Source organism: Saccharopolyspora dendranthemae, assembly GCF_007829955.1.
Taxonomy (GTDB): domain Bacteria; phylum Actinomycetota; class Actinomycetes; order Mycobacteriales; family Pseudonocardiaceae; genus Saccharopolyspora; species Saccharopolyspora dendranthemae.
The window spans coordinates 179,399-198,819 of the sequence record NZ_VIWX01000003.1 but is presented as its reverse complement, the minus strand read 5'-3'; the positions used below and the strand labels follow the sequence as shown (position 1 = coordinate 198,819).

17 protein-coding genes and 3 rRNA genes are annotated in these 19,421 nt (G+C 66.8%); 12 read left to right on the top strand and 8 right to left on the bottom strand.

Translation table 11 applies throughout. The annotated features are described in order from the left end of the window. The first annotated feature begins 28 nt into the window (after positions 1-28). Positions 29-1,177, top strand: a complete 1,149-nt coding sequence (locus FHU35_RS16155) for a GAF domain-containing sensor histidine kinase (RefSeq protein WP_145740488.1) — start codon at positions 29-31, stop codon at positions 1,175-1,177. 9 nt (positions 1,178-1,186) lie between these two features. Here the strand turns inward: FHU35_RS16155 and FHU35_RS16150 are convergent, their stop codons facing one another. Then, on the bottom strand, positions 1,187-1,582 hold the full coding sequence (locus FHU35_RS16150) for an Rv3235 family protein (protein WP_222429407.1): 396 nt from the start codon (positions 1,580-1,582) through the stop codon (positions 1,187-1,189). Positions 1,583-1,691: 109 nt separating this feature from the next. On the opposite strand from FHU35_RS16150, the gene FHU35_RS16145 reads away from it, so the two are divergent. The 4 genes from FHU35_RS16145 (at position 1,692) to rrf (ending at position 7,703) form a co-directional block, all read left to right on the top strand. Beyond that, on the top strand, positions 1,692-2,075 hold the full coding sequence (locus tag FHU35_RS16145; protein ID WP_145740486.1) for an HAD-IA family hydrolase: 384 nt from the start codon (positions 1,692-1,694) through the stop codon (positions 2,073-2,075). Between the two features lie 557 nt (positions 2,076-2,632). Beyond that, positions 2,633-4,155: ribosomal RNA gene (locus FHU35_RS16140) — 16S ribosomal RNA — on the top strand. Between the two features lie 239 nt (positions 4,156-4,394). Further along, positions 4,395-7,468, top strand: a 23S ribosomal RNA gene (locus FHU35_RS16135). A 118-nt stretch (positions 7,469-7,586) separates the two neighbouring features. Further along, positions 7,587-7,703 (top strand): 5S ribosomal RNA (gene rrf / locus FHU35_RS16130). The 16S, 23S and 5S rRNA genes sit together here, the layout of an rRNA operon. 204 nt (positions 7,704-7,907) lie before the next feature. Here rrf and FHU35_RS16125 read toward each other — a convergent pair. Beyond that, positions 7,908-8,669 (bottom strand): TrmH family RNA methyltransferase, encoded by a 762-nt coding sequence (locus FHU35_RS16125; RefSeq protein WP_246110351.1) that lies wholly within the window; start codon positions 8,667-8,669, stop codon positions 7,908-7,910. 81 nt (positions 8,670-8,750) lie between these two features. Here FHU35_RS16125 and FHU35_RS16120 point away from each other — a divergent pair, with 81 nt between their 5' ends. Then, entirely contained in the window at positions 8,751-10,187 is a 1,437-nt protein-coding gene (locus tag FHU35_RS16120; RefSeq protein WP_145740481.1) for a WS/DGAT/MGAT family O-acyltransferase, read from the top strand. Next, positions 10,184-10,681, top strand: coding sequence for a DUF6912 family protein (locus FHU35_RS16115; protein ID WP_145740479.1), 498 nt, complete (start codon positions 10,184-10,186; stop codon positions 10,679-10,681). Before FHU35_RS16120 ends, FHU35_RS16115 begins: the two co-directional genes overlap by 4 nt. Before the next feature lie 4 nt (positions 10,682-10,685). Here the strand turns inward: FHU35_RS16115 and FHU35_RS16110 are convergent, their stop codons facing one another. The 3 genes from FHU35_RS16110 to aroA all read right to left on the bottom strand — a co-directional run bounded on the left by FHU35_RS16110 (position 10,686) and on the right by aroA (position 13,955). Further along, complete coding sequence (locus FHU35_RS16110; RefSeq protein ID WP_145740477.1) at positions 10,686-11,537, bottom strand: SCO4651 family lipoprotein; 852 nt, start codon at positions 11,535-11,537, stop codon at positions 10,686-10,688. Between the two features lie 125 nt (positions 11,538-11,662). Then, positions 11,663-12,670, bottom strand: coding sequence for a ribosome small subunit-dependent GTPase A (gene rsgA, locus FHU35_RS16105; protein WP_145740475.1), 1,008 nt, complete (start codon positions 12,668-12,670; stop codon positions 11,663-11,665). A 16-nt stretch (positions 12,671-12,686) separates the two neighbouring features. Next, positions 12,687-13,955: a 3-phosphoshikimate 1-carboxyvinyltransferase gene (gene aroA / locus FHU35_RS16100; RefSeq protein WP_145740472.1), complete on the bottom strand. Its 1,269-nt coding sequence runs from the start codon at positions 13,953-13,955 to the stop codon at positions 12,687-12,689. Positions 13,956-14,084: 129 nt separating this feature from the next. Here aroA and FHU35_RS16095 point away from each other — a divergent pair, with 129 nt between their 5' ends. From FHU35_RS16095 to FHU35_RS16085, 3 genes are read left to right on the top strand one after another with little or no spacing between them, the layout of a single operon-like run. Then, on the top strand, positions 14,085-14,840 hold the full coding sequence (locus FHU35_RS16095) for an SOS response-associated peptidase (RefSeq protein ID WP_145740470.1): 756 nt from the start codon (positions 14,085-14,087) through the stop codon (positions 14,838-14,840). A gap of 21 nt (positions 14,841-14,861) precedes the next feature. Next, a complete protein-coding gene (locus FHU35_RS16090; RefSeq protein WP_145740468.1) occupies positions 14,862-15,578 on the top strand; it encodes an SOS response-associated peptidase in 717 nt (238 codons plus the stop codon). Continuing rightward, the gene (locus FHU35_RS16085; protein ID WP_145740466.1) at positions 15,575-16,186 is read left to right on the top strand and encodes an alpha/beta hydrolase family protein; all 612 of its coding nucleotides are present in this window, start codon (positions 15,575-15,577) and stop codon (positions 16,184-16,186) included. Before FHU35_RS16090 ends, FHU35_RS16085 begins: the two co-directional genes overlap by 4 nt. Before the next feature lie 283 nt (positions 16,187-16,469). On the opposite strand, the gene ybaK is transcribed toward FHU35_RS16085, so the two are convergent. Then, entirely contained in the window at positions 16,470-16,946 is a 477-nt protein-coding gene (gene ybaK / locus FHU35_RS16080) for a Cys-tRNA(Pro) deacylase (protein ID WP_145740464.1), read from the bottom strand. 227 nt (positions 16,947-17,173) lie between these two features. On the opposite strand from ybaK, the gene FHU35_RS16075 reads away from it, so the two are divergent. After that, positions 17,174-17,842, top strand: coding sequence for a sigma-70 family RNA polymerase sigma factor (locus FHU35_RS16075; RefSeq protein WP_145740462.1), 669 nt, complete (start codon positions 17,174-17,176; stop codon positions 17,840-17,842). Further along, entirely contained in the window at positions 17,839-18,159 is a 321-nt protein-coding gene (rsrA, locus tag FHU35_RS16070; RefSeq protein ID WP_145740460.1) for a mycothiol system anti-sigma-R factor, read from the top strand. Before FHU35_RS16075 ends, rsrA begins: the two co-directional genes overlap by 4 nt. Before the next feature lie 32 nt (positions 18,160-18,191). On the opposite strand, the gene FHU35_RS16065 is transcribed toward rsrA, so the two are convergent. Both FHU35_RS16065 and FHU35_RS16060 read right to left on the bottom strand, forming a co-directional pair. After that, positions 18,192-18,830, bottom strand: a complete 639-nt coding sequence (locus tag FHU35_RS16065) for a response regulator (RefSeq protein WP_145740458.1) — start codon at positions 18,828-18,830, stop codon at positions 18,192-18,194. A gap of 57 nt (positions 18,831-18,887) precedes the next feature. Next, complete coding sequence (locus FHU35_RS16060; protein ID WP_145740455.1) at positions 18,888-19,403, bottom strand: DoxX family protein; 516 nt, start codon at positions 19,401-19,403, stop codon at positions 18,888-18,890. Positions 19,404-19,421 lie beyond the last annotated feature (18 nt).

The following is a 19,421-nucleotide window of genomic DNA, read 5'->3' as shown; positions in this document are numbered from 1 at the left end:
GTACGGGCGCTATAGCCTCGAAAGCGTCATGGATTCCACCCTCGCCAGGCGGATGCTCACCGCGTCCACCGAGATCACCAGGGTGGCGCTGTCCGCGGAAGATCCCGAGACCGTGCTGCCCCTGGTCGTCCGCCGCGCCGCGGAGCTCGCCGAAGCGGACCTCGGCGTGGTCACCGTGCGCTCGGACGACGGCAGGCTCACCGTCGAGGCCACCTACGGCGCGCCGAGCGCGACCGGCCCGCTCGCCGACCCGGTCGGCACCGTGCTGTCCTCCCGCTCCGCTGCCGCCCGCGTCGCGCGAAGCGGCGTTCCCGTGGTCGTCGACGACCTGATCGACGATCCGCTGACCGCGCCTTACGTGCCCGCGTCGCTGCGGGTCTACGGCCCGTTCGCCGTGGCGCCCTTCGGCACCCGCGAGCGACGCCTCGGCGCGCTCGCCGTCTACCGGCGGCGCGGCGCCTCGACCTTCAACCGCGTCGCCGTCGACGTGCTCACCTCCTTCGCGGCGCAGGCCGGACTCGCGCTCGTGCTGGCCGAAGGTTCGACCGCCCGGCAGCGGATCGCCGTCTACCAGGAGCGCGAGCGCATCGCCCGCGATCTGCACGACGTGATCGTGCAGCGGCTCTACGCGGCCGGAGTGCAGCTGGACGTCCTGCAGCGCCGGGTCGCGGGCAGCCTGGACGTCGCCGACGGAGACCGGTTGGCCGAGACCGTCGAGCAGATCGACCAGGCGATCGCGGAGGTGCGCGCCACGGCTCGCACGCTGCGCTCCGCCGATCCGGAAACGCCCACGCAGGCACCCGCGCTCGACGACTCGATCCGGTCCGAGGTGCAGATCGCCGGTGAGCTGATGGGCCGACCGCCGACGCTGGAGATCGACGGCGACCTCACCGACGTCCCGGTCCCCGTGGCCGACCACGCGCGGGCCGCGTTGCGCGAAGCCCTGTCCAACGTCGTCCGGCACTCCGGGGCCCGCACCGTGCTGGTTCGCGTTCGCCGTTCGGAGGCCGGACTGCGGTTGCAGGTGGTCGACGACGGCTGCGGGATCCCCCGCGACGTCAGCAAGCGAGGACTTCGCAACCTCGAAGAACGTGCCGCAGCGTCCGGCGGCCGCTGCACCCTGACGTCCTCCCCGGACAGCGGCACGACGGTGACCTGGGAAGTACCGCTCTCCTAGGGGTTGTTCTCAGGCCGCACCTCGCTCGATCGGCGACAACCGGGTGCACACCCAGCGCTCGGACCGCCGCTCCAGTCGAAGGGCCAGCGCGCGGATCCGGTGCGCGCCCACGATCAGACAAGCCTCCACGGCCGAGTCACCGATCGCGCACGCGTGGACCGAACGCAGCCGGTACTCCGGGGAGCGGGCCCCGTGCAGCCGGGAGCTGATCAAGCTTCCGAAAACCGGGCCCGTCAGGTGCTCGCGCACCCGTTCGGCGCGCGTTCGTCCGGCCAGCACGGCGAAGACCTGGGCACCGATCGTCGAGGCCACGGCCACCGCGGTCCGCTGAGCAGCGTCGGGGGCCGCAGTGCGCGGTGGATCGGTACCGGGCAGGAGCGCTGTGCTGGTGCGGACTTCGGTCATGGGGCCCTCCCCGGTCGTCGATTCGCCTTCGAGGGGAAGAGGCGCGAGGACCCCGATTTCGGTCACCTTTCCGCCGGTCCCACCCGATCGTGTGGCATACGGTGCTCACGTGGATCTGCGAGGACTGCTGCTGGACTACGCCGGCGTGCTCGATCAGCCGGGCATGGACGCCGTGGCCAGAGCGGTGCGCGCCGCAGGGGTGCGGACCGCCGTCGTCTCGAACACCGACCGCCTTCCCGGCTCGGTGCGGTCGACGGATTTCGACGCGGTCGTGCTCTCCGGTGCGGTCGGATGCGCCAAGCCCGATGCCGAGATCTACCGGCTCGCCGCGCGCAGGCTCGGGCTCGTGCCGGGGGAATGCGTGTTCGTCGACGACCTCCGCCGAAATGTGGACGGAGCGGTCGCGACCGGAATGGTCGGCGTCCACCACTCCGACGCCGAATCCACGAGCCTGGAGCTCCAAGCGCTCTTCGACCAAGACTTGGCGCTGTGACCTGCGGTTTTGGCTTTAGAGGGGGGTGGTGTTCACCGGGTTTTTCGGGGTGCGTAAAGTATTCCAAGTCAGAGCGACACGGACCGGGAAAAACCGGGCCGGGCCTGACGGGGCCCCGAGAACTTCGTGAATGCCTTTGGGTGTTAGCGTGGTGGGACCCCGGTGAGAACGGGTAAGACCTTTTGATAATGTGAATACCGATTGAGCGGTTGTTTCTGCTTGATGTTGCCGGGTACGGGGCTTTGTTGAAGGTCACGGAATGGCGACGGACGAGAATGAGACCCCCCGGTTTGACCGAGGAAATCAGGATGGTCTAAAGTAGGGATCACCGCGAGAGCGGGAAAACATCGAGGAAATGACTCCCCGGAGTTGGTGGGCCTTGGGTCCATTGCGATGGTGTGGGTGTGTTCTTTGAGAACTCAACAGCGGATCATTTTGGTTAGTGTTCTTTTATGCCCCTGACCAGCATCTTTTTGGTGGTGGTTGGTGGTTTCTTTGAGTATCACGCTCCGACCTTTGGGTTGTTGAGTGTGTGCTGGGATTGTTTCAACAAAGCATTGTTGGAGAGTTTGATCCTGGCTCAGGACGAACGCTGGCGGCGTGCTTAACACATGCAAGTCGAACGATGAAGCCGCTTCGGTGGTGGATTAGTGGCGAACGGGTGAGTAACACGTGGGTAATCTGCCCTGCACTCTGGGATAAGCCTTGGAAACGAGGTCTAATACCGGATATGACATACGGCCGCATGGTCTGTGTGTGGAAAGTTCCGGCGGTGCAGGATGAACCCGCGGCCTATCAGCTTGTTGGTGGGGTAGTGGCCTACCAAGGCGACGACGGGTAGCCGGCCTGAGAGGGTGACCGGCCACACTGGGACTGAGACACGGCCCAGACTCCTACGGGAGGCAGCAGTGGGGAATCTTGCGCAATGGGCGAAAGCCTGACGCAGCAACGCCGCGTGGGGGATGACGGCCTTCGGGTTGTAAACCTCTTTCGACAGGGACGAAGCTTTCGGGTGACGGTACCTGTAGAAGAAGCACCGGCTAACTACGTGCCAGCAGCCGCGGTAATACGTAGGGTGCGAGCGTTGTCCGGATTTATTGGGCGTAAAGAGCTCGTAGGCGGTTTGTCGCGTCGGCCGTGAAAACCTGCAGCTTAACTGTGGGCGTGCGGTCGATACGGGCAGACTTGAGTTCGGCAGGGGAGACTGGAATTCCTGGTGTAGCGGTGAAATGCGCAGATATCAGGAGGAACACCGGTGGCGAAGGCGGGTCTCTGGGCCGATACTGACGCTGAGGAGCGAAAGCATGGGGAGCGAACAGGATTAGATACCCTGGTAGTCCATGCCGTAAACGTTGGGCGCTAGGTGTGGGGATGGGTTCCACCGTTTCCGTGCCGTAGCTAACGCATTAAGCGCCCCGCCTGGGGAGTACGGCCGCAAGGCTAAAACTCAAAGGAATTGACGGGGGCCCGCACAAGCGGCGGAGCATGTGGATTAATTCGATGCAACGCGAAGAACCTTACCTGGGTTTGACATGCACTAGACAGCCGTAGAGATACGGTTTCCCTTGTGGTTGGTGTACAGGTGGTGCATGGCTGTCGTCAGCTCGTGTCGTGAGATGTTGGGTTAAGTCCCGCAACGAGCGCAACCCTTACCCTACGTTGCCAGCGGGTTATGCCGGGGACTCGTGGGGGACTGCCGGGGTCAACTCGGAGGAAGGTGGGGATGACGTCAAGTCATCATGCCCCTTATGCCCAGGGCTTCACACATGCTACAATGGCTGGTACAGAGGGCTGCGATACCGTGAGGTGGAGCGAATCCCTTAAAGCCGGTCTCAGTTCGGATCGGGGTCTGCAACTCGACCCCGTGAAGTCGGAGTCGCTAGTAATCGCAGATCAGCATTGCTGCGGTGAATACGTTCCCGGGCCTTGTACACACCGCCCGTCACGTCATGAAAGTCGGTAACACCCGAAGCCCATGGCCTAACCCTTTGGGAGGGAGTGGTCGAAGGTGGGACTGGCGATTGGGACGAAGTCGTAACAAGGTAGCCGTACCGGAAGGTGCGGCTGGATCACCTCCTTTCTAAGGAGCAAGATAAACCCAGCGTTTTCGCTGGAGTTTCCGAGTGGAGTGGCCGCATGTGTCACTGCTCGGGTGCTCGATGGATTGTGGAACACACTAACTTTCGCCGGCTGTGTGCTGGTGCTTTATGGTCCGCTGTTGGGTGTCTGAGAGAACACACCGCCTCCACGTTGTGTGGGGGTGTGTTGTGGTCTCGGGTTGTTGTTTGAGAATTGTATAGTGGGTGCGAGCATCTTTGTGGCCAAGTTTTTTAGGGCACATGGTGGATGCCTTGGTACCAGGGGCCGATGAAGGACGTGGTAGGCCGCGATAGTCCTCGGGGAGTTGTCAAACGAGCTGTGATCCGAGGGTGTCCGAATGGGGAAACCCAGCCCGAGTGATGTCGGGTTACTCATGCCTGAATGTATAGGGTGTGAGGGGGAACGCGGGGAAGTGAAACATCTTAGTACCCGTAGGAAGAGAAAACACTGGTGATTCCGTGAGTAGTGGCGAGCGAAAGCGGAAGAGGCTAAACCGTGCGCGTGGGATACCTGGTAGGGGTTGCGTGTGCGGGGTTGTGGGACACTGTTGGAAGGCGCTACTGAGCCTTCAGCGTGTCAATGATGGCTAGTTGAACAGGTTGGGAAACCTGACCGTAGACGGTGAGAGTCCGGTAGGCGAAAGTCATTGTTGAGCGTGTGGTGGTGTTCCCGAGTAGCAGCGCTTTCGTGGAGGGTGCTGTGAATCTGGCGGGACCACTCGCTAAGCCTAAATACTTCCTGGTGACCGATAGTGGATAGTACCGTGAGGGAATGGTGAAAAGTACCCCGGGAGGGGAGTGAAATAGTTCCTGAAACCATGTGCCTGCAATCCGTCAGAGCGGTCTTTGCAACCGTGATGGCGTGCCTTTTGAAGAATGAGCCTGCGAGTTACTGCTGCGTGGCGAGGTTAACCCGTTGGGGGTAGCCGGAGCGAAAGCGAGTCTGAATAGGGCGTTGGAGTCGCGTGGTGTAGACCCGAAGCGGAGTGATCTACCCATGGCCAGGGTGAAGCGCGGGTAAGACCGTGTGGAGGCCCGAACCCACCAGGGTTGAAAACCTGGGGGATGAGCTGTGGGTAGGGGTGAAAGGCCAATCAAACTCCGTGATAGCTGGTTCTCCCCGAAATGCATTTAGGTGCAGCGTCATATGTTGCTTGGGTGGGGTAGAGCACTGGTTGGTTGATGGGCCTTCACGGGTTACTGAGATCAGCCAAACTCCGAATACGCCTGAGTTGAGTGTGGCAGTGAGACGGCGGGGGAGAAGCTTCGTCGTCGAGAGGGAAACAGCCCAGAGCATCGGCTAAGGCCCCCAAGTGTGCGCTTAGTGGGAAAGGATGTGGGATCGCTTAGACAACCAGGAGGTTGGCTTAGAAGCAGCCATCCTTGAAAGAGTGCGTAATAGCTCACTGGTCAAGTGGTCCTGCGCCGACAATGTAGCGGGGCTGAAGCGCACCGCCGAAGCCATGCCAATTCAACTTTTGTTGGGTTGGGTAGGGGAGCGTCCTGCACGAGGTGAAGCGTCCGCGTAAGCGTGGTGTGGATTGTGTGGGAGTGAGAATGCAGGCATGAGTAGCGAGTGAAGAGTGAGAATCTCTTCCGCCGGATGACCAAGGGTTCCTGGGGAAGGTTCGTCCGCCCAGGGTGAGTCGGGGCCTAAGGCGAGGCCGACAGGCGTAGTCGATGGATAACGGGTTGATATTCCCGTACCCGTGCATGCGCGTCCATGATGAATTCTTTGATGCTAACCATCCGCGATATGTGGATCCTTCGGGTGAAGCGTGGAGTGCATGGGACCCGATGGGATAGTAGTCAAGTGATGGGGTGACGCAGGAGGGTAGCTCTGCCAGTCAGTGGTTGTACTGGTGTAAGCCTGTAGCCCGGTGTGTAGGTAAATCCGCACATCTTGTGGGTGAGAGGTGATGCGTAGCCGTTGTGGTGAAGTGAGTGATCCCACGCTGCCGAGAAAAGCCTCTAGCGAGTGTGTGCACGGCCCGTACCCGAAACCGACACAGGTGGTCAGGTAGAGAATACCGAGGCGGTCGGGTGAACTGTGGTTAAGGAATTCGGCAAATTGCCCCCGTAACTTTGGGAGAAGGGGGGCCACTGCTGGTGAACGCCCTTGCGGTGGGAGCTGGTGGTGGTCGCAGAGGCCAGGGAGAAGCGACTGTTTACTAAAAACACAGGTCCATGCGAAGCTGTAAGGCGATGTATATGGACTGACGCCTGCCCGGTGCTGGAACGTTAAGAGGACCCGTAAAGCCCTTTGGGGTGTAGCGGAGAATTTAAGCGCCAGTAAACGGCGGTGGTAACTATAACCATCCTAAGGTAGCGAAATTCCTTGTCGGGTAAGTTCCGACCTGCACGAATGGCGTAACGACTTCTCCGCTGTCTCGACCACAGGCCCGGTGAAATTGCAGTACGAGTAAAGATGCTCGTTTCGCGCGGCAGGACGGAAAGACCCCGGGACCTTTACTATAGCTTGGTATTGGTGTTTGGTTCGGCTTGTGTAGGATAGGTGGGAGACTGGGAAGCTATCACGCTAGTGGTGGTGGAGTCGTTGGTGAAATACCACTCTGGTCGTTCCGGGCATCTAACTCGGGTCCGTGATCCGGATCGGGGACAGTGCCTGGTGGGTAGTTTAACTGGGGCGGTTGCCTCCCAAAGGGTAACGGAGGCGCCCAAAGGTTCCCTCAGCCTGGTTGGCAATCAGGTGTTGAGTGTAAGTGTATAAGGGAGCTTGACTGTGAGACTGACGGGTCGAGCAGGTGCGAAAGCAGGGACTAGTGATCCGGCACTGGCTGGTGGAAGCGGTGTCGCTCAACGGATAAAAGGTACCCCGGGGATAACAGGCTGATCTTGCCCAAGAGTCCATATCGACGGCATGGTTTGGCACCTCGATGTCGGCTCGTCGCATCCTGGGGCTGGAGTTGGTCCCAAGGGTTGGGCTGTTCGCCCATTAAAGCGGCACGCGAGCTGGGTTTAGAACGTCGTGAGACAGTTCGGTCCCTATCCGCCGCGCGCGTAGGAGACTTGCGGAAGGCTGTCCCTAGTACGAGAGGACCGGGACGGACGAACCTCTGGTGTGCCAGTTGTTCTGCCAAGAGCACGGCTGGTTGGCTATGTTCGGGAGGGATAACCGCTGAAAGCATCTAAGCGGGAAGCCTGTTCCTAGATGAGGTCTCCCACCCCTTTGTGGGTTAAGGCCCCCGGTAGATGACCGGGTTGACAGGCCGGATGTGGAAGCACAGTAATGTGTGGAGCTGACCGGTGCTGATAGGCCGAGGACTTGCTCACAAAGATGTTACGCACCCACTATACGATATCTGAGACAACAACCCAGGGTTGTTAACTCAATATGTGTCAACGTTGTTGGCGCCCATTGGTTTCCCGTTTTCGGACGGGGCTGAGGGTTGTCGGTGGCGATGGCGGGGAGGGTCCGCCCGGTCCCATTCCGAACCCGGTAGCTAAGCTCCCCAGCGCTGATGGTACTGCACTCGCTAGGGTGTGGGAGAGTAAGACACCGCCGACACATTCCTTAAAGAGGGGTGGGGTGGACAGAGTGATCTGTCCACCCCACCCCTTTTTGCATTTCTATTAATTCGCCAGGTGGTCGATTGGCGTCGTCGCCATTCGAGAACAGCGGGAATCGTCGTGCGGGGAACAGCGGTTTCGCGTTCACGAATCCGGCAGTTCCCGACACCACGATTCCCGCTGCGATGCGGCGATGGAGTGCTCAGCGGGACATGCGGCGGCGTAGTTCGAAGCAGAGGACCGCTGCGGCGCTGGCGACGTTGAGGGACTCGACCCCGTTGGCCATCGGGATGGACAGGGGCTGAGCGATGCGCTCCTCCACCTCCGCGGACAGGCCGGCGGTCTCGCTGCCGAGCACGAACACCGCGCGGTCGCCGAAATCGGTGTCGTAGAGGTTGTGCTCGGAGTCGGCGTCGAGGGCGTAGAGCGGGTACCCGGCGTCGGTGAGCAGCTCCGCGGCCTCGGCTGCGGTGCGAGTGCGCAGGACCGGGGCGTGGAACGCGACTCCGGCGGAGGCCTTGATGACCAGCGGGTCGAGACCGGCGACGCCTCGGTGCGGCACCACGATCCCGTCGATGCCGGAGGCCGTCGCGGTCCGCAGGATCATGCCCACGTTGGCGGGCGTGGTCAGGCCGTCGAGCAGGAGGATCGTGCGCGGGGCGGTGGCGGGATCGGCGAGCGCGTCGACGAGCGGCCGCATCTTGCGGGCGACGACGTCGGCCACGACTCCCTGATCGTGCCGGCCGTTGCCGGCGAGCACCTTCACCCGGTGCGCGCTGGCGCGTTGCACCTTGACCGCGCGGTCGGCGGCCGCCTCCTCGATTTCCGCGATGGGCCCACCGCGGAGTCCTTCCGCGACGATCACCTTGTCGACCCGCAGGTCGTAGTCGGCCAACGCCTCCAACACGGGCTTGCGGCCGTAGACGGTGACGAATCGGTCCTTCGGGGAAACTTCGCTGGTCACACCATCAAGTGTCACATGCCCCGGTTTGGAGCTGGAGGGTGAACCCCTCGGCACGATGAGCATGTGTGCCAGGATCTCCGCATGCCCGATCGCCTCTCCGCCGTCGACGCCTCCTTCCTCTACCTGGAGGACTACACGACGCCGATGCATGTCGGCGGTGTCGCGGTGTTCCGCCGGCCGCGCAGCGATTTCGACTACGAGAGCCTGCTGTCGCTGATCGACCGGCGGCTCGGCCTGGTGCCCCGCTACCGGCAGCGGGTCATGGAGGTTCCGGGCAGCCTCGCGCGTCCGGTGTGGGTGGACGATCAGGACTTCGACCTGACCTACCACGTGCGCAGGTCGGCGCTGCCGAAACCGGGCAACGACGATCAGCTGCACGACCTGGTGGCGCGCCTGATGTCCCGCAAGCTCGACCACACGCGCCCGCTGTGGGAGTTGTACCTGGTCGAGGGGCTGTCGAAGAACCGGGTCGCGATCATCACCAAGACCCACCAGGCGATGATCGACGGCATCGGCGCGATCGAGATCGGGCAGGTCATCTTCGACGTGAAGCGGAACCGCGAGATGGAGGACGTCGACGCCCTGTGGATGCCGCGACCGGCTCCGACCGTCGCGCAGCTGCTGGTGGAAGCGGCCACGGACGCGGTGCAGCGGCCCGGCGAGGTCGTGGAGAACGTCCGGGCCGCGATGGTCGACGCCTCGGCGACGGTGCAGAAGGTGACGCGCGCGCTCGGCGGCGTGGCCTCCGCGGTCCGCGCTGCGCTCGTGCCCGCGCCCAGCGGCCCGCTCAACGCCCCGACGTCGACTCAGCGGCGCTTCGCCGTGGCCAAGGCGAAGCTGGACGACCTCAGGTCGGTGCGGCAGGCGCACGGCAGCACGGTGAACGACGTGGTGCTGGCAGTGGTGGCCGGCGCGCTGCGCAACTGGCTGCTCTCCCGCGGCGAGGTGGTCACGCCGTCGACGACGTTGCGCGCGATGGTCCCGGTGTCGGTCCGCTCGGACGACGCCGAGGCGGACGCCACCTACCAGGACACCGCGAGCCTGCCGGTGGGAACGCCCGGCAACCAGGTCTCGGCGTACCTGGTGGACCTGCCGGTGGGCGAGGGCAACCCGACCATGCGGTTGCACCAGGTCAGCCATGCCATGCGCGCGCACGCGGAGTCCGGTCAGTCGGTCGCCGCGGACACCCTGGTGAAGGTGGGCGGTTCCGCGCCGCCGACGTTGCACGCGCTGGGCGCCCGGGTGGCCAACGAGTTCTCGGACCGGTTGTTCAACGTGCTGGTCACCAACGTTCCCGGGCCGCAGGTGCCGCTGTACGCGGCGGGGGCGAGGATGATGGAGATGTTCCCGGTGGTGCCGCTGGCCAAGAACCAGTCGCTGTCGGTCGGTGTGACCTCCTACAACGGCGCGGTGTACTTCGGGCTGAACGCGGACCGGGACGCGATGCCCGACGTCGGCGTCCTGGCGGCGATGATCGGTGAAGCTGTAGACGAGATGATCGGGACGGTCGACGCATGAGGATTTACCTGCCCGCCACGCTGCCGATGCTGCAGCAGCTGGTGGCGGACAAGCAGCTTCAGCCGCTGGGCGGGACGGCGTTCGCGCTGACTCCGGCGCTTCGCGAGTCCTACGCGGCCGGCGACACCGAAGAGCTGGAGTACGCCGCGATGCGGGAGGCGGCTCGGGCATCGCTGCGGCTGCTGGCCGCCGACGAGGAGGGCAAGGTCGAGCCGCGGCGGGTCGTGATCTCCGCCGACCTGGACGACGTGACGCTTCGCCCTGACCTCGACCACGCGGTGGTGAAGGTGTCCGGCCCGGTGAGCTGGAGGCAGCTCGCCGCCGTTCACGTCGACACCTCGGAGGCCGAGGAAGCGGTCCGCGCGGCCGCCGAGGTCATCGATGCCGCCGACCTCGGCGACCCGGACGCGGAGTTCGCGCTCGGCGAGGCCGAGGATCACGAGCTCGCGTGGTTCGCCCCGCAGGAAGTCCCCTTCCTGCTCGAGCTCATGTGAGGTCTCAGCGCGGTGGCTGCGCCATCGGGGGGAGGTCGTCGAAGATCCCGACCTCGGCGGCGGGAGGCAGGTGGATGTCCACCGGGCTTCCCCAGTCGCGGTAGGTGGAGACGAGCGAGACCTGGCCGGCCTGAGCGACCTTGGTGGTGGCGGCGAACTTCGCAGGCAGACCGCTCTCGTCGAGCCACAGCTGGTAGCCGAGTTCGCGCTCGCCGTTCTCGGCGGCCCGCTGGAAGCGCTCGCGCTGCTGCTCGTCCGTGGCGGTCCTGGCGGCCTCTTCGGTGAGGACTCGCAGGTCGTAGCGGGTCGTCGGGCGTCCGTCGACGGTGTCCGGCGCGGAGTCCTGGATGCGGGTGGCCTGCTCGATGCCGCTGAAAGTGGCTCGCGGGTCGACGGATTCGTGCAGCTGGTCCAGCGCCGGGCTGAGCAGCTTCGAGCCGAAGTCCGAGCCGTCCTGGGAGATCTTCAGCCACGGTTTGGTCGCGTCGGGCCGGGCCAGCGGGGTGTTGAGGTAGCCGACCTCGTCCACGATGGACACGGCGAGGTCCTCGGTGCGCGTGTTGCGGGTCTTGCCGTCGAGGGCGAGGTCCGCTTGCGGGCCGCGGTAGCGGACGGCGCCGTCGGCGTTGAGTTGCCCGACCACGCCGAGACTTCCGGACATCGTGGCGTGCGCGGTGCCGTGCTGGTTGATCTTGTTGATGGTGTCGGCCAGCATCGCCTCGGCGACGGGACGCGGATCCGGGCGGGCCATGGGCATCGCGGCGTGGGGTTGTGGCGCGCCGGTGCACGCACCGAGAGTTGCGGTCATGACGAGGCCAGCGGACAACACCGCAGTCCTGGTGCGGGCACGGGGCATCGGGCGTGCTCCTCGGCGAGAAGTGGCGGAAGGTTCGGACGTCGTCGCCGGCCAACGCTAACAACGAAGTCCCGACCCCACCCGGGACGCGTTTCCCCATTCGGGGGAACGACTTCGCCCGCTGATCAGGTCTCTTCGCGTCCGGCCCGGGAGTGCAGGAGCCGGCGCAGCGAGGCGAGCTGATCAGCGCTGCCGCCTCCCTCCTCGGCGTAGGTGTCGAGGTAGCAGTCGGGATCGTCGGTGCCGCCGAGATGTCCGCAGTTCGGCGGGCATTCCTCGGCCGCTTCGGCGAAACCCTCGAACGGGGCGATCACGTCGTCCGCGGTCACGTGCGCGAGGCCGAAGGAGCGGATGCCGGGTGTGTCGACGACCCAGCCGCTGCCGGGAAGGGCCAGCGCGACCGCGGAGGTCGAGGTGTGCCGTCCCTTGCCCACGCCGCTGACCTCGCCGGTCGCGCGCTCGGCGTCCGGGACCAGCCGGTTGACCAGCGTCGACTTCCCCACGCCGGAGTGCCCGACGAGCGCGGAGACGCGCCCGGCGAGGAGTTCCCGCAGCTCGGCGGGTTCGGCGTCGAGTTCGGTGATGGTGATCGGCATGTCCAGCGACGAGTAGTTCGCGATCCACTCGCCCGGGTCGGCCAGGTCGGACTTGGTCAGGCACAGCACCGGGGACAGCCCACCGGCGTAGGCGGCGACCAGGCACCGGTCGATGAACCCGGGGCGCGGTGGCGGATCGGCGAGCGCGGTGACGATGATGAGCTGCTCGGCGTTCGCGACGACCACCCGCTCGTAGGGGTCGGTGTCGTCGGCGGTGCGGCGCAGGACGCTCGTGCGGTCGGCGACGCGGACGATGCGCGCGAGCGTGTCGGGCTTGCCGGAGGTGTCGCCGACGACGCCCACCAGGTCGCCGACGACGACCGGGCTGCGGCCGAGCTCGCGGGCCCGCATGGCGGTGACCACCCGTCCCGGGTCGCCGTCGAGGGCGACGGTCCACCTGCCGCGGTCCACGGCGATGACCATCGCCTCGGCTGCGTCCGCGTGCTTGGGGCGCTGCTTGCTGCGGGGCCTGCTGCCCCTGCCGGGACGCACCCGCACGTCGGATTCGTCGAGGTTCCGCCAGCCGCGCTTGCTCATCTCCTGGCTCCCGGGATCACGCGGAGTCCCCGAGCATCGCGGCCCACATCCCCGGGAAGTCCGGGATGGTCTTGCTGGTGGTGGCGACGTCCTCGACCATCACGCCCGGCACCTTCAGCCCGAGGATCGCGCCCGCCGTCGCCATCCGGTGATCGGCGTAGGAGCGCCACTCGGCGCCGGTGAGCGGCCTGGCGTCGATGATCAGACCGTCCTCGGTCTGCTGCACCTGGCCGCCCAGCCCGTTGAGCTCGTTCTCCAGGGCGGCGAGCCGGTCGGTCTCGTGCCCGCGCAGGTGCGCGATGCCGCGCAGGTGGGACCGGCCGGAGGCCAGCGCCGCCAGGGCGGCGACGGTGGGCGTGAGCTCGCCGACGGCGCGCAGGTCGATGTCGACCGGCGCCAGCTCGTCGGGTCCGGTGACGGTGAGCCCGTCGGAGTCGAGGCGGACGTCGGCGCCCATCTGGGCGAGGATTTCGCGGATCGCGTCGCCGGGCTGGGTGGTCCTGGCCGGCCAGCCGGGCACCGTGACGCTGCCGCCGGTGACGGCCGCGGCGGCCAGGAACGGAGTCGCGTTGGACAGATCGGGTTCGACGTCGGCGTCCAGCGCGCTGATCTTGCCCGGTTCGACGCGCCAGGTGTTGCGCTGCGAGGCGTCGACGACGACACCGGCGTCGCGCAGCATCGCGACCGTCATCTCGATGTGCGGCAGCGACGGCACCGGCGAGCCGGAGTGGCGGACGGTGACGCCGTGGTCGAAGCGCGGGGCGGACAGCAGCAGGCCCGAGACGAACTGCGACGACGCCGAGGCGTCGATGGTGACCGTGCCGCCGTGGAGGTTGCCGGTGCCGTGCACCTCGAAGGGCAGCGAACCGCCGGTGATGTCCGCGCCCAGCTCGCGCAGCGCGTCGAGCACGGTGCCCAGCGGTCGCTTGCGGGCCTGCGGATCGCCGTCGAAGGAGATCCGGCCGGTGGCCAGGGCGGCCACCGGGGGCAGGAAGCGCATCACGGTCCCGGCCAGCCCGCAGTCGACCTCCGCCGGTCCGCGCAGGTCAGCCGGGTCGACCTGCCAGGATCCGTCCGGGCCGTCGGTGATCGTGGCGCCCAGCGAGCGCAGCGCGGAGGCCATCAGCTCGGTGTCCCGGCTGCGCAGCGGCGCGCGCAGCGCGGACGGTCCGTCGGCGAGCGCGGCGAGCACCAGCGCCCGGTTGGTGATCGACTTCGAACCGGGCAGCGGGACGGTCGCGCGCACCGCGCCGGCGGCGACGGGAGCAGGCCAGAGCTGGGTCATGGGTCAATGATCCCGCATTCCACCCGGGTATTTCAGCGCCGGGGCGTCAGGACGCTCGCCAGGGATGAACTCGGACTGCCAGGATGAAGTGGACTACACGGCCTTCGACGCGCAGGAGGTGGCTGGCGGATGTGCGGCAGGTACGCCTCCAGCAAGGACCCGGGGAAGCTCGCGGCGGAGTTCGCCGCGCTGGACGCGACCGGGGGCGCGGCGCCGGGAGCGGACTTCAACGTCGCCCCGACCAAGAGGGTGCTCACCGTGGTGCAGCGGCACCCTCAGGACGAGACCGGCGAAGCCGACCTGGAGCGCACCGAACGGTCGATCCGGGTGATGCGGTGGGGTCTGGTGCCGTTCTGGGCGAAGGACAAGTCCATCGGGAACCGGATGATCAACGCCAAGTCGGAGACGGTGACCAGCAAGCCCGCGTTCCGCAGCTCGATCAAGCGCTACCGCTGCCTGGTGCCCGCCGACGGTTGGTACGAGTGGAAGCGCGAGGGCGGCACGAAGCAGCCGTTCTTCATGACGCCGCCGGACGGTTCGAGCCTGGCGATGGCCGGGATCTACTCGACCTGGCGGGAGAACGACGAGGCCGAGCCGCTGGTGACCTGCTCGGTGCTGACCGCCGCGGCGGTCGGGCAGCTGACCGGGGTGCACGACCGGATGCCGATGGTGCTGCCGTCGCAGGCGTGGTCGCGCTGGCTGGATCCGGATCAGCCGGACGTGTCCGATCTGCTCGCGCCGCCGTCGCTGGAGATCGCCGAATCGCTCGAGGTCAGGCCGGTTTCCACGGCGGTCAACAGCGTCCGCAACAACGGCGTGGAACTGCTCGATCGCGTGTCTCTCGATGCCCGCGGCGAGGCGGTAGGTTTGGACCGGGAGAAGTAGTCGAGTTCGAGGTGGGAGCGGATGTGTGGTCGCTACGCCGTGCGGCGGGACCCGGCGGCGTTGGCCGAGGAGTTCGCGGCTGCGGATCGGACGGGTGGTGCGATCGGCGCGGACTTCAACATCACGCCCACCAAGACCGTCCCGATCGTGGTCCAGCGCGGTGCTGAGCGCAGCGTGCGCCCGGTGCGCTGGGGTCTGGTGCCGACCTGGGCGAAGGAGGCCACCGGCGGTCCGCCGATGATCAACGCCCGGGCGGAGACGATCACCACCAAGCCGGCCTACGCCGAGTCCGCGCGGCGGCGCCGCTGCCTGATGCCCGCGACCGGGTGGTACGAGTGGAAGCCCGGTGACCAGCGCCGCCAGCCCTACCTGTGCCGACGCCGCGACGGGACGAGCATGGCCATGGCCGCCGTGTTCTCAGCGTGGTGGGACCCGAACTCGGCGGCTCAGCCGCTGGTGACCTGCGCTGTGGTCACGACCGACGCGGTCGGTGAGCTGGCCGACGTGCACCACCGGATGCCGCTGGTGCTGCCCGAGGACCGCTGGGCGGAGTGGCTGGATCCCGCCCGGAGCGAGATCGACGAACTGCTGAGCCCCGACTCCCGTGCGCTCGGCGAGCTGGCGCTCCACACCGTGTCGACCGAGGTGAACAGCATGCGCAACAACCATCCCGACCTGCTGGAACCGTCCGACCCGGTGCCCGAGCCGGCCGAGCAAGCGGCGTTGTTCGACTCATGACCCGCGTCGAGGTCGACACCCCGCACGGCCCGGCGAGGGCCGAGCTGCACTGCGCCGAGGAAGGTCGTGCCGCGCTGCTGCTCGGTCACGGCGCGGGCGGTGGGATCAACGCGCCCGACCTGGTCGCCGCGACTCGCGCGGCCACCGATGCCGGAGTGCACGTGGCGCTGGTCGAGCAGCCCTACCGGGTGGCGGGCCGGAGGGCGCCCGCCCCTGCCAAGCAGCTGGACGCCGCGTGGCTGGCGGTGGTCGAGGACCTCGGCGAGCGCTGGTTCGCGGAACTGCCGCTGATCTTCGGCGGGCGGTCGTCGGGGGCCAGGGTGGCCTGCCGGACGGCTGAGGCGGGTGAGGCGCAGGCGGTGCTGTGCCTCGCGTTCCCGCTGCACCCGCCGGGCAAGCCGGAGAAGTCGCGGGCGGGCGAGATCGACGAGGTCGGCAACCCGGTCCTGGTCGTGCAGGGGGAGCGCGACGCGTTCGGCAGGCCCGAGCCCGCGCACAACCGCGAGGTCGTGCTGGTGTCCGGGGACCACTCGCTCAAGGCCGACGTCGACGCCGTGCACCGGGCCACGTCGGAATGGCTGACCCGGGTGTTGCGGCTGATCGACTGAGGTCGCCCGGTCGGGTGGTGTCTCCTGGTGGCGCGGGTTCCCGCGGCGGTGTTCGGCGCAGGTGGGCGGCCCGGACCCGGGGCTCGATCACCATCTGAAATTCCCCGCATTGATCCTCGGCGCCGGGAGCCGCACCATCGGGCGGCGCCGAGCCCCCGAGCTCTCGCAACACCGGGCGGGGCGGACTCCGTCCTGTCCGGCGCGGGGTGCGGCTGTTTGCGCGGCAGCGGCACCGGGGTGCCGGGGGGAGCGGCCCTGCGTGGGTCGCTCCCCCCGGATTCCCTCAGGCGGAGATCTCGGCGAACGTCGCGCCCAGCAGGTCCGCCAGGTCCTGCGGGGCCAGCTCGATCTCCAGGCCCCGGCGTCCCGCGCTGCAGAAGATCGTGTCGAAGGCCTGGGCGGAGGTGTCGATGACGACCGCGAGGCGCTTCTTCTGGCCGAGCGGGGAGATGCCGCCCGCCACGTAGCCGGTGGCTCGTTCCGCTGCCGCGATCTCGGCCATCTTCGCCTTCTTGCCACCCGCTGCGGCGGCGAGCGCCTTGAGATCGAGCTGCCCGGTGACCGGGACCACGCCGACCGTGAGGTTGCCGTCGACGTCCGCGACCAGGGTCTTGAACACCCGATCGGGTGACTGCTGGAGGGCTTCGGCCGCTTCGAGCCCGAACGAATCCGCACGCGGGTCGTGGTCGTAGGCGTGCACGCGGTGCGTCACGCCCTTCTTGTTCAGCAGCGCTGTCGCTGGAGTCTCCTTGCCTGCCACGCACGTCACTCTAGAAGCTCGGAATAAGTGGTCACCGGAACCGCGTTCTCCCGAGCGTGACGATGGATTCGACGAACACCTGCGTGCTGGACCGCCCCCCGCGCCCGCAGTCCTCGCCATCAGGAAATGGCAGGACAGCACGGGTATCCTCGAACACGGACCATGCGAAGGAGTGCATGGGTTCGTCGTCTGCCGCCACGTCGTCCGGGCGGCGGGAAAGGAGCCTGGTGCCTAGCACCCCCGAGGACTCTGCCAACACCCCGCGCGTCGACTCCGCGTCAGCGCAGGAAGCCGATGGCGCGGAGGAGACGGAAGCGCAGCGGGCCGCCCGCTTCGAGCGGGACGCGATGCCGCTGCTGGACCAGCTCTACGGAGCCGCGCTGCGGATGACCAGGAACGCGCAGGACGCCGAAGACCTCGTCCAGGAGACGTACCTGAAGGCCTACTCGGCGTTCAAGTCCTTCACGCAGGGCACGAACCTGAAGGCCTGGCTGTACCGGATCCTGACCAACACCTACATCAACGGCTACCGCAAGCGGCAGCGCCAGCCGCAGCAGCAGCCGACGGATGAGATCGCCGACTGGCAGTTGGCGCAGGCGGAGAACCACACGTCGACGGGCTTGCGCTCGGCGGAGGTCGAGGCGCTGGACAGGCTGCCCGACACCGACGTGAAGGCCGCGCTGCAGCTGCTGGCCGAGGAGTTCCGCATGGTCGTGTACTACGCGGACGTGGAAGGTTTCGCTTACAAGGAGATCGCCGAGATCATGGGCACCCCGATCGGCACCGTGATGTCGAGGCTGCACCGTGGTCGCAGGCAGCTGCGTGAGATGCTCACCGACGTCGCCCGTGATCGAGGCTTCTTGCGGCAGAACCAGCAGGAGGTGAGCACTTCATGAATTGCGGTGAGCCGGATGAGGCTTCCTGCCAGGACGCGCTCGCCGAGGTGTGGCTGTTCCTGGACAACGAGTGCGACCAGGAGCGGCGCGAGGCCGTGCAGCGGCACCTCGACGGTTGCGGGACGTGCCTCGAGCACTTCGGCATCGAGGAGCACCTGAAGGCGCTGCTGCAGCGCAAGTGCAGCGGTGAGCACGCTCCGACGGAGCTCAAGGACCGCCTCCGCTCCTCCATCCGCGAAGCCGTCCTGAGCAAGGCCGAGATCACCGTCGAGCACGGTCCCGAAGGCACCTCGGTCGAGGTCCGGACCAAGAAGTGATCGTTCGGGGCGCCTGAGCCCGGACCACCGGTTCAGGGCTTCTCGCGACGGGCTACCCAGGCGGCCGCCTGGGTTCGCCGCTCCATCCCGAGCTTCGCCAGCACCGAGGTCACGTAGTTCTTGACGGTCTTCTCGGCGAGGAACAGCCGCTCGGCGATCTGGCGGTTGGTCAGGCCTTCGCCGATCAGCTCCAGGACCCTGCGCTCCCGCTCGGTGAGCGCGGCCAGCTCGTCGGGCTCCGGGCTGCTCGACTGCCGCAGGTGGTCGAGCACCCGCCCGGTGGTGACCGGGTCCAGCAGCGAGCGGCCGGCGGCGACCTCGCGGACCGCGTTGACCAGGTCCTGTCCGCGCACCTGCTTGAGCAGGTAGCCGGACGCGCCCGCGTTGATCGCGCCGACCAGCGCCTGCTCGTCGTCGAAGGCCGTCAGCACCAGGCAGTACGGCGGGTCGTCGAGCGCCCGCAGCTTGCGGCACAGCTCCAGCCCGTCCCCGTCGGGCAGCCGCATGTCGATGACCGCGACGTCCGGCGCGGTGGCCTGCGCTCGGGCCAGCGCCTCACCGACACCGCCCGCTTCCGCGACGATGTCGACGTCCGACTCGGTGTCCAGCAGATCGCGAAGACCTCGCCGGACCACCTCGTGATCATCGACCAACAGCACCCTGACCGCCACGGCGCCCACGCTAGTGGGCGCTCGGGGCGGTCCGCTCAGCAGTGCCGAGTTCGGGGGTTACTTCTTGCTCTTCTTCGCCTTCTTGCCCGCCGTCTTGTTCGCGGTCTTCGCCGTCTTCTTGGCGATGCGGGCGCTCTTGCGGGCCCGGTAACCGACGCTCGGCTTGCCGCCGGTGTCGACCGCGGCCAGCAACACCCCGCCGAGCAGGCCGAGGTTCTTCAGGAAGTGGATCTGCTGCTCAGCGCGCTGCTGCGGGTCGTCCTGCTCCCAGAACCGGTGAGCGGCGAGCGTGGTCGGCACGATGCTGCCCGCCAGCAGCAGCGATGCCAGTCGCGGGAACTTGCCCAGCGCCAGCAGAGCGCCGGCGCCGATCTTCACCCCCGCGTCGATGCGCACGAGCGTCTCGGTGTCGGTCGGCACCTGCTCCGGCAGCGAATCGCGCACCGGATCGATGGCCTTCTCCAGCATCGGGGCGACGCCCTTGGCGTGGTTCGGGGTGTCCTTGAGGGCACCGATCCCACCCATGATGAAGATCGAGGCGAGCATCGGACGCGCCAAACGGCGAATCAGCATTGGGGCAACCTCCTACGT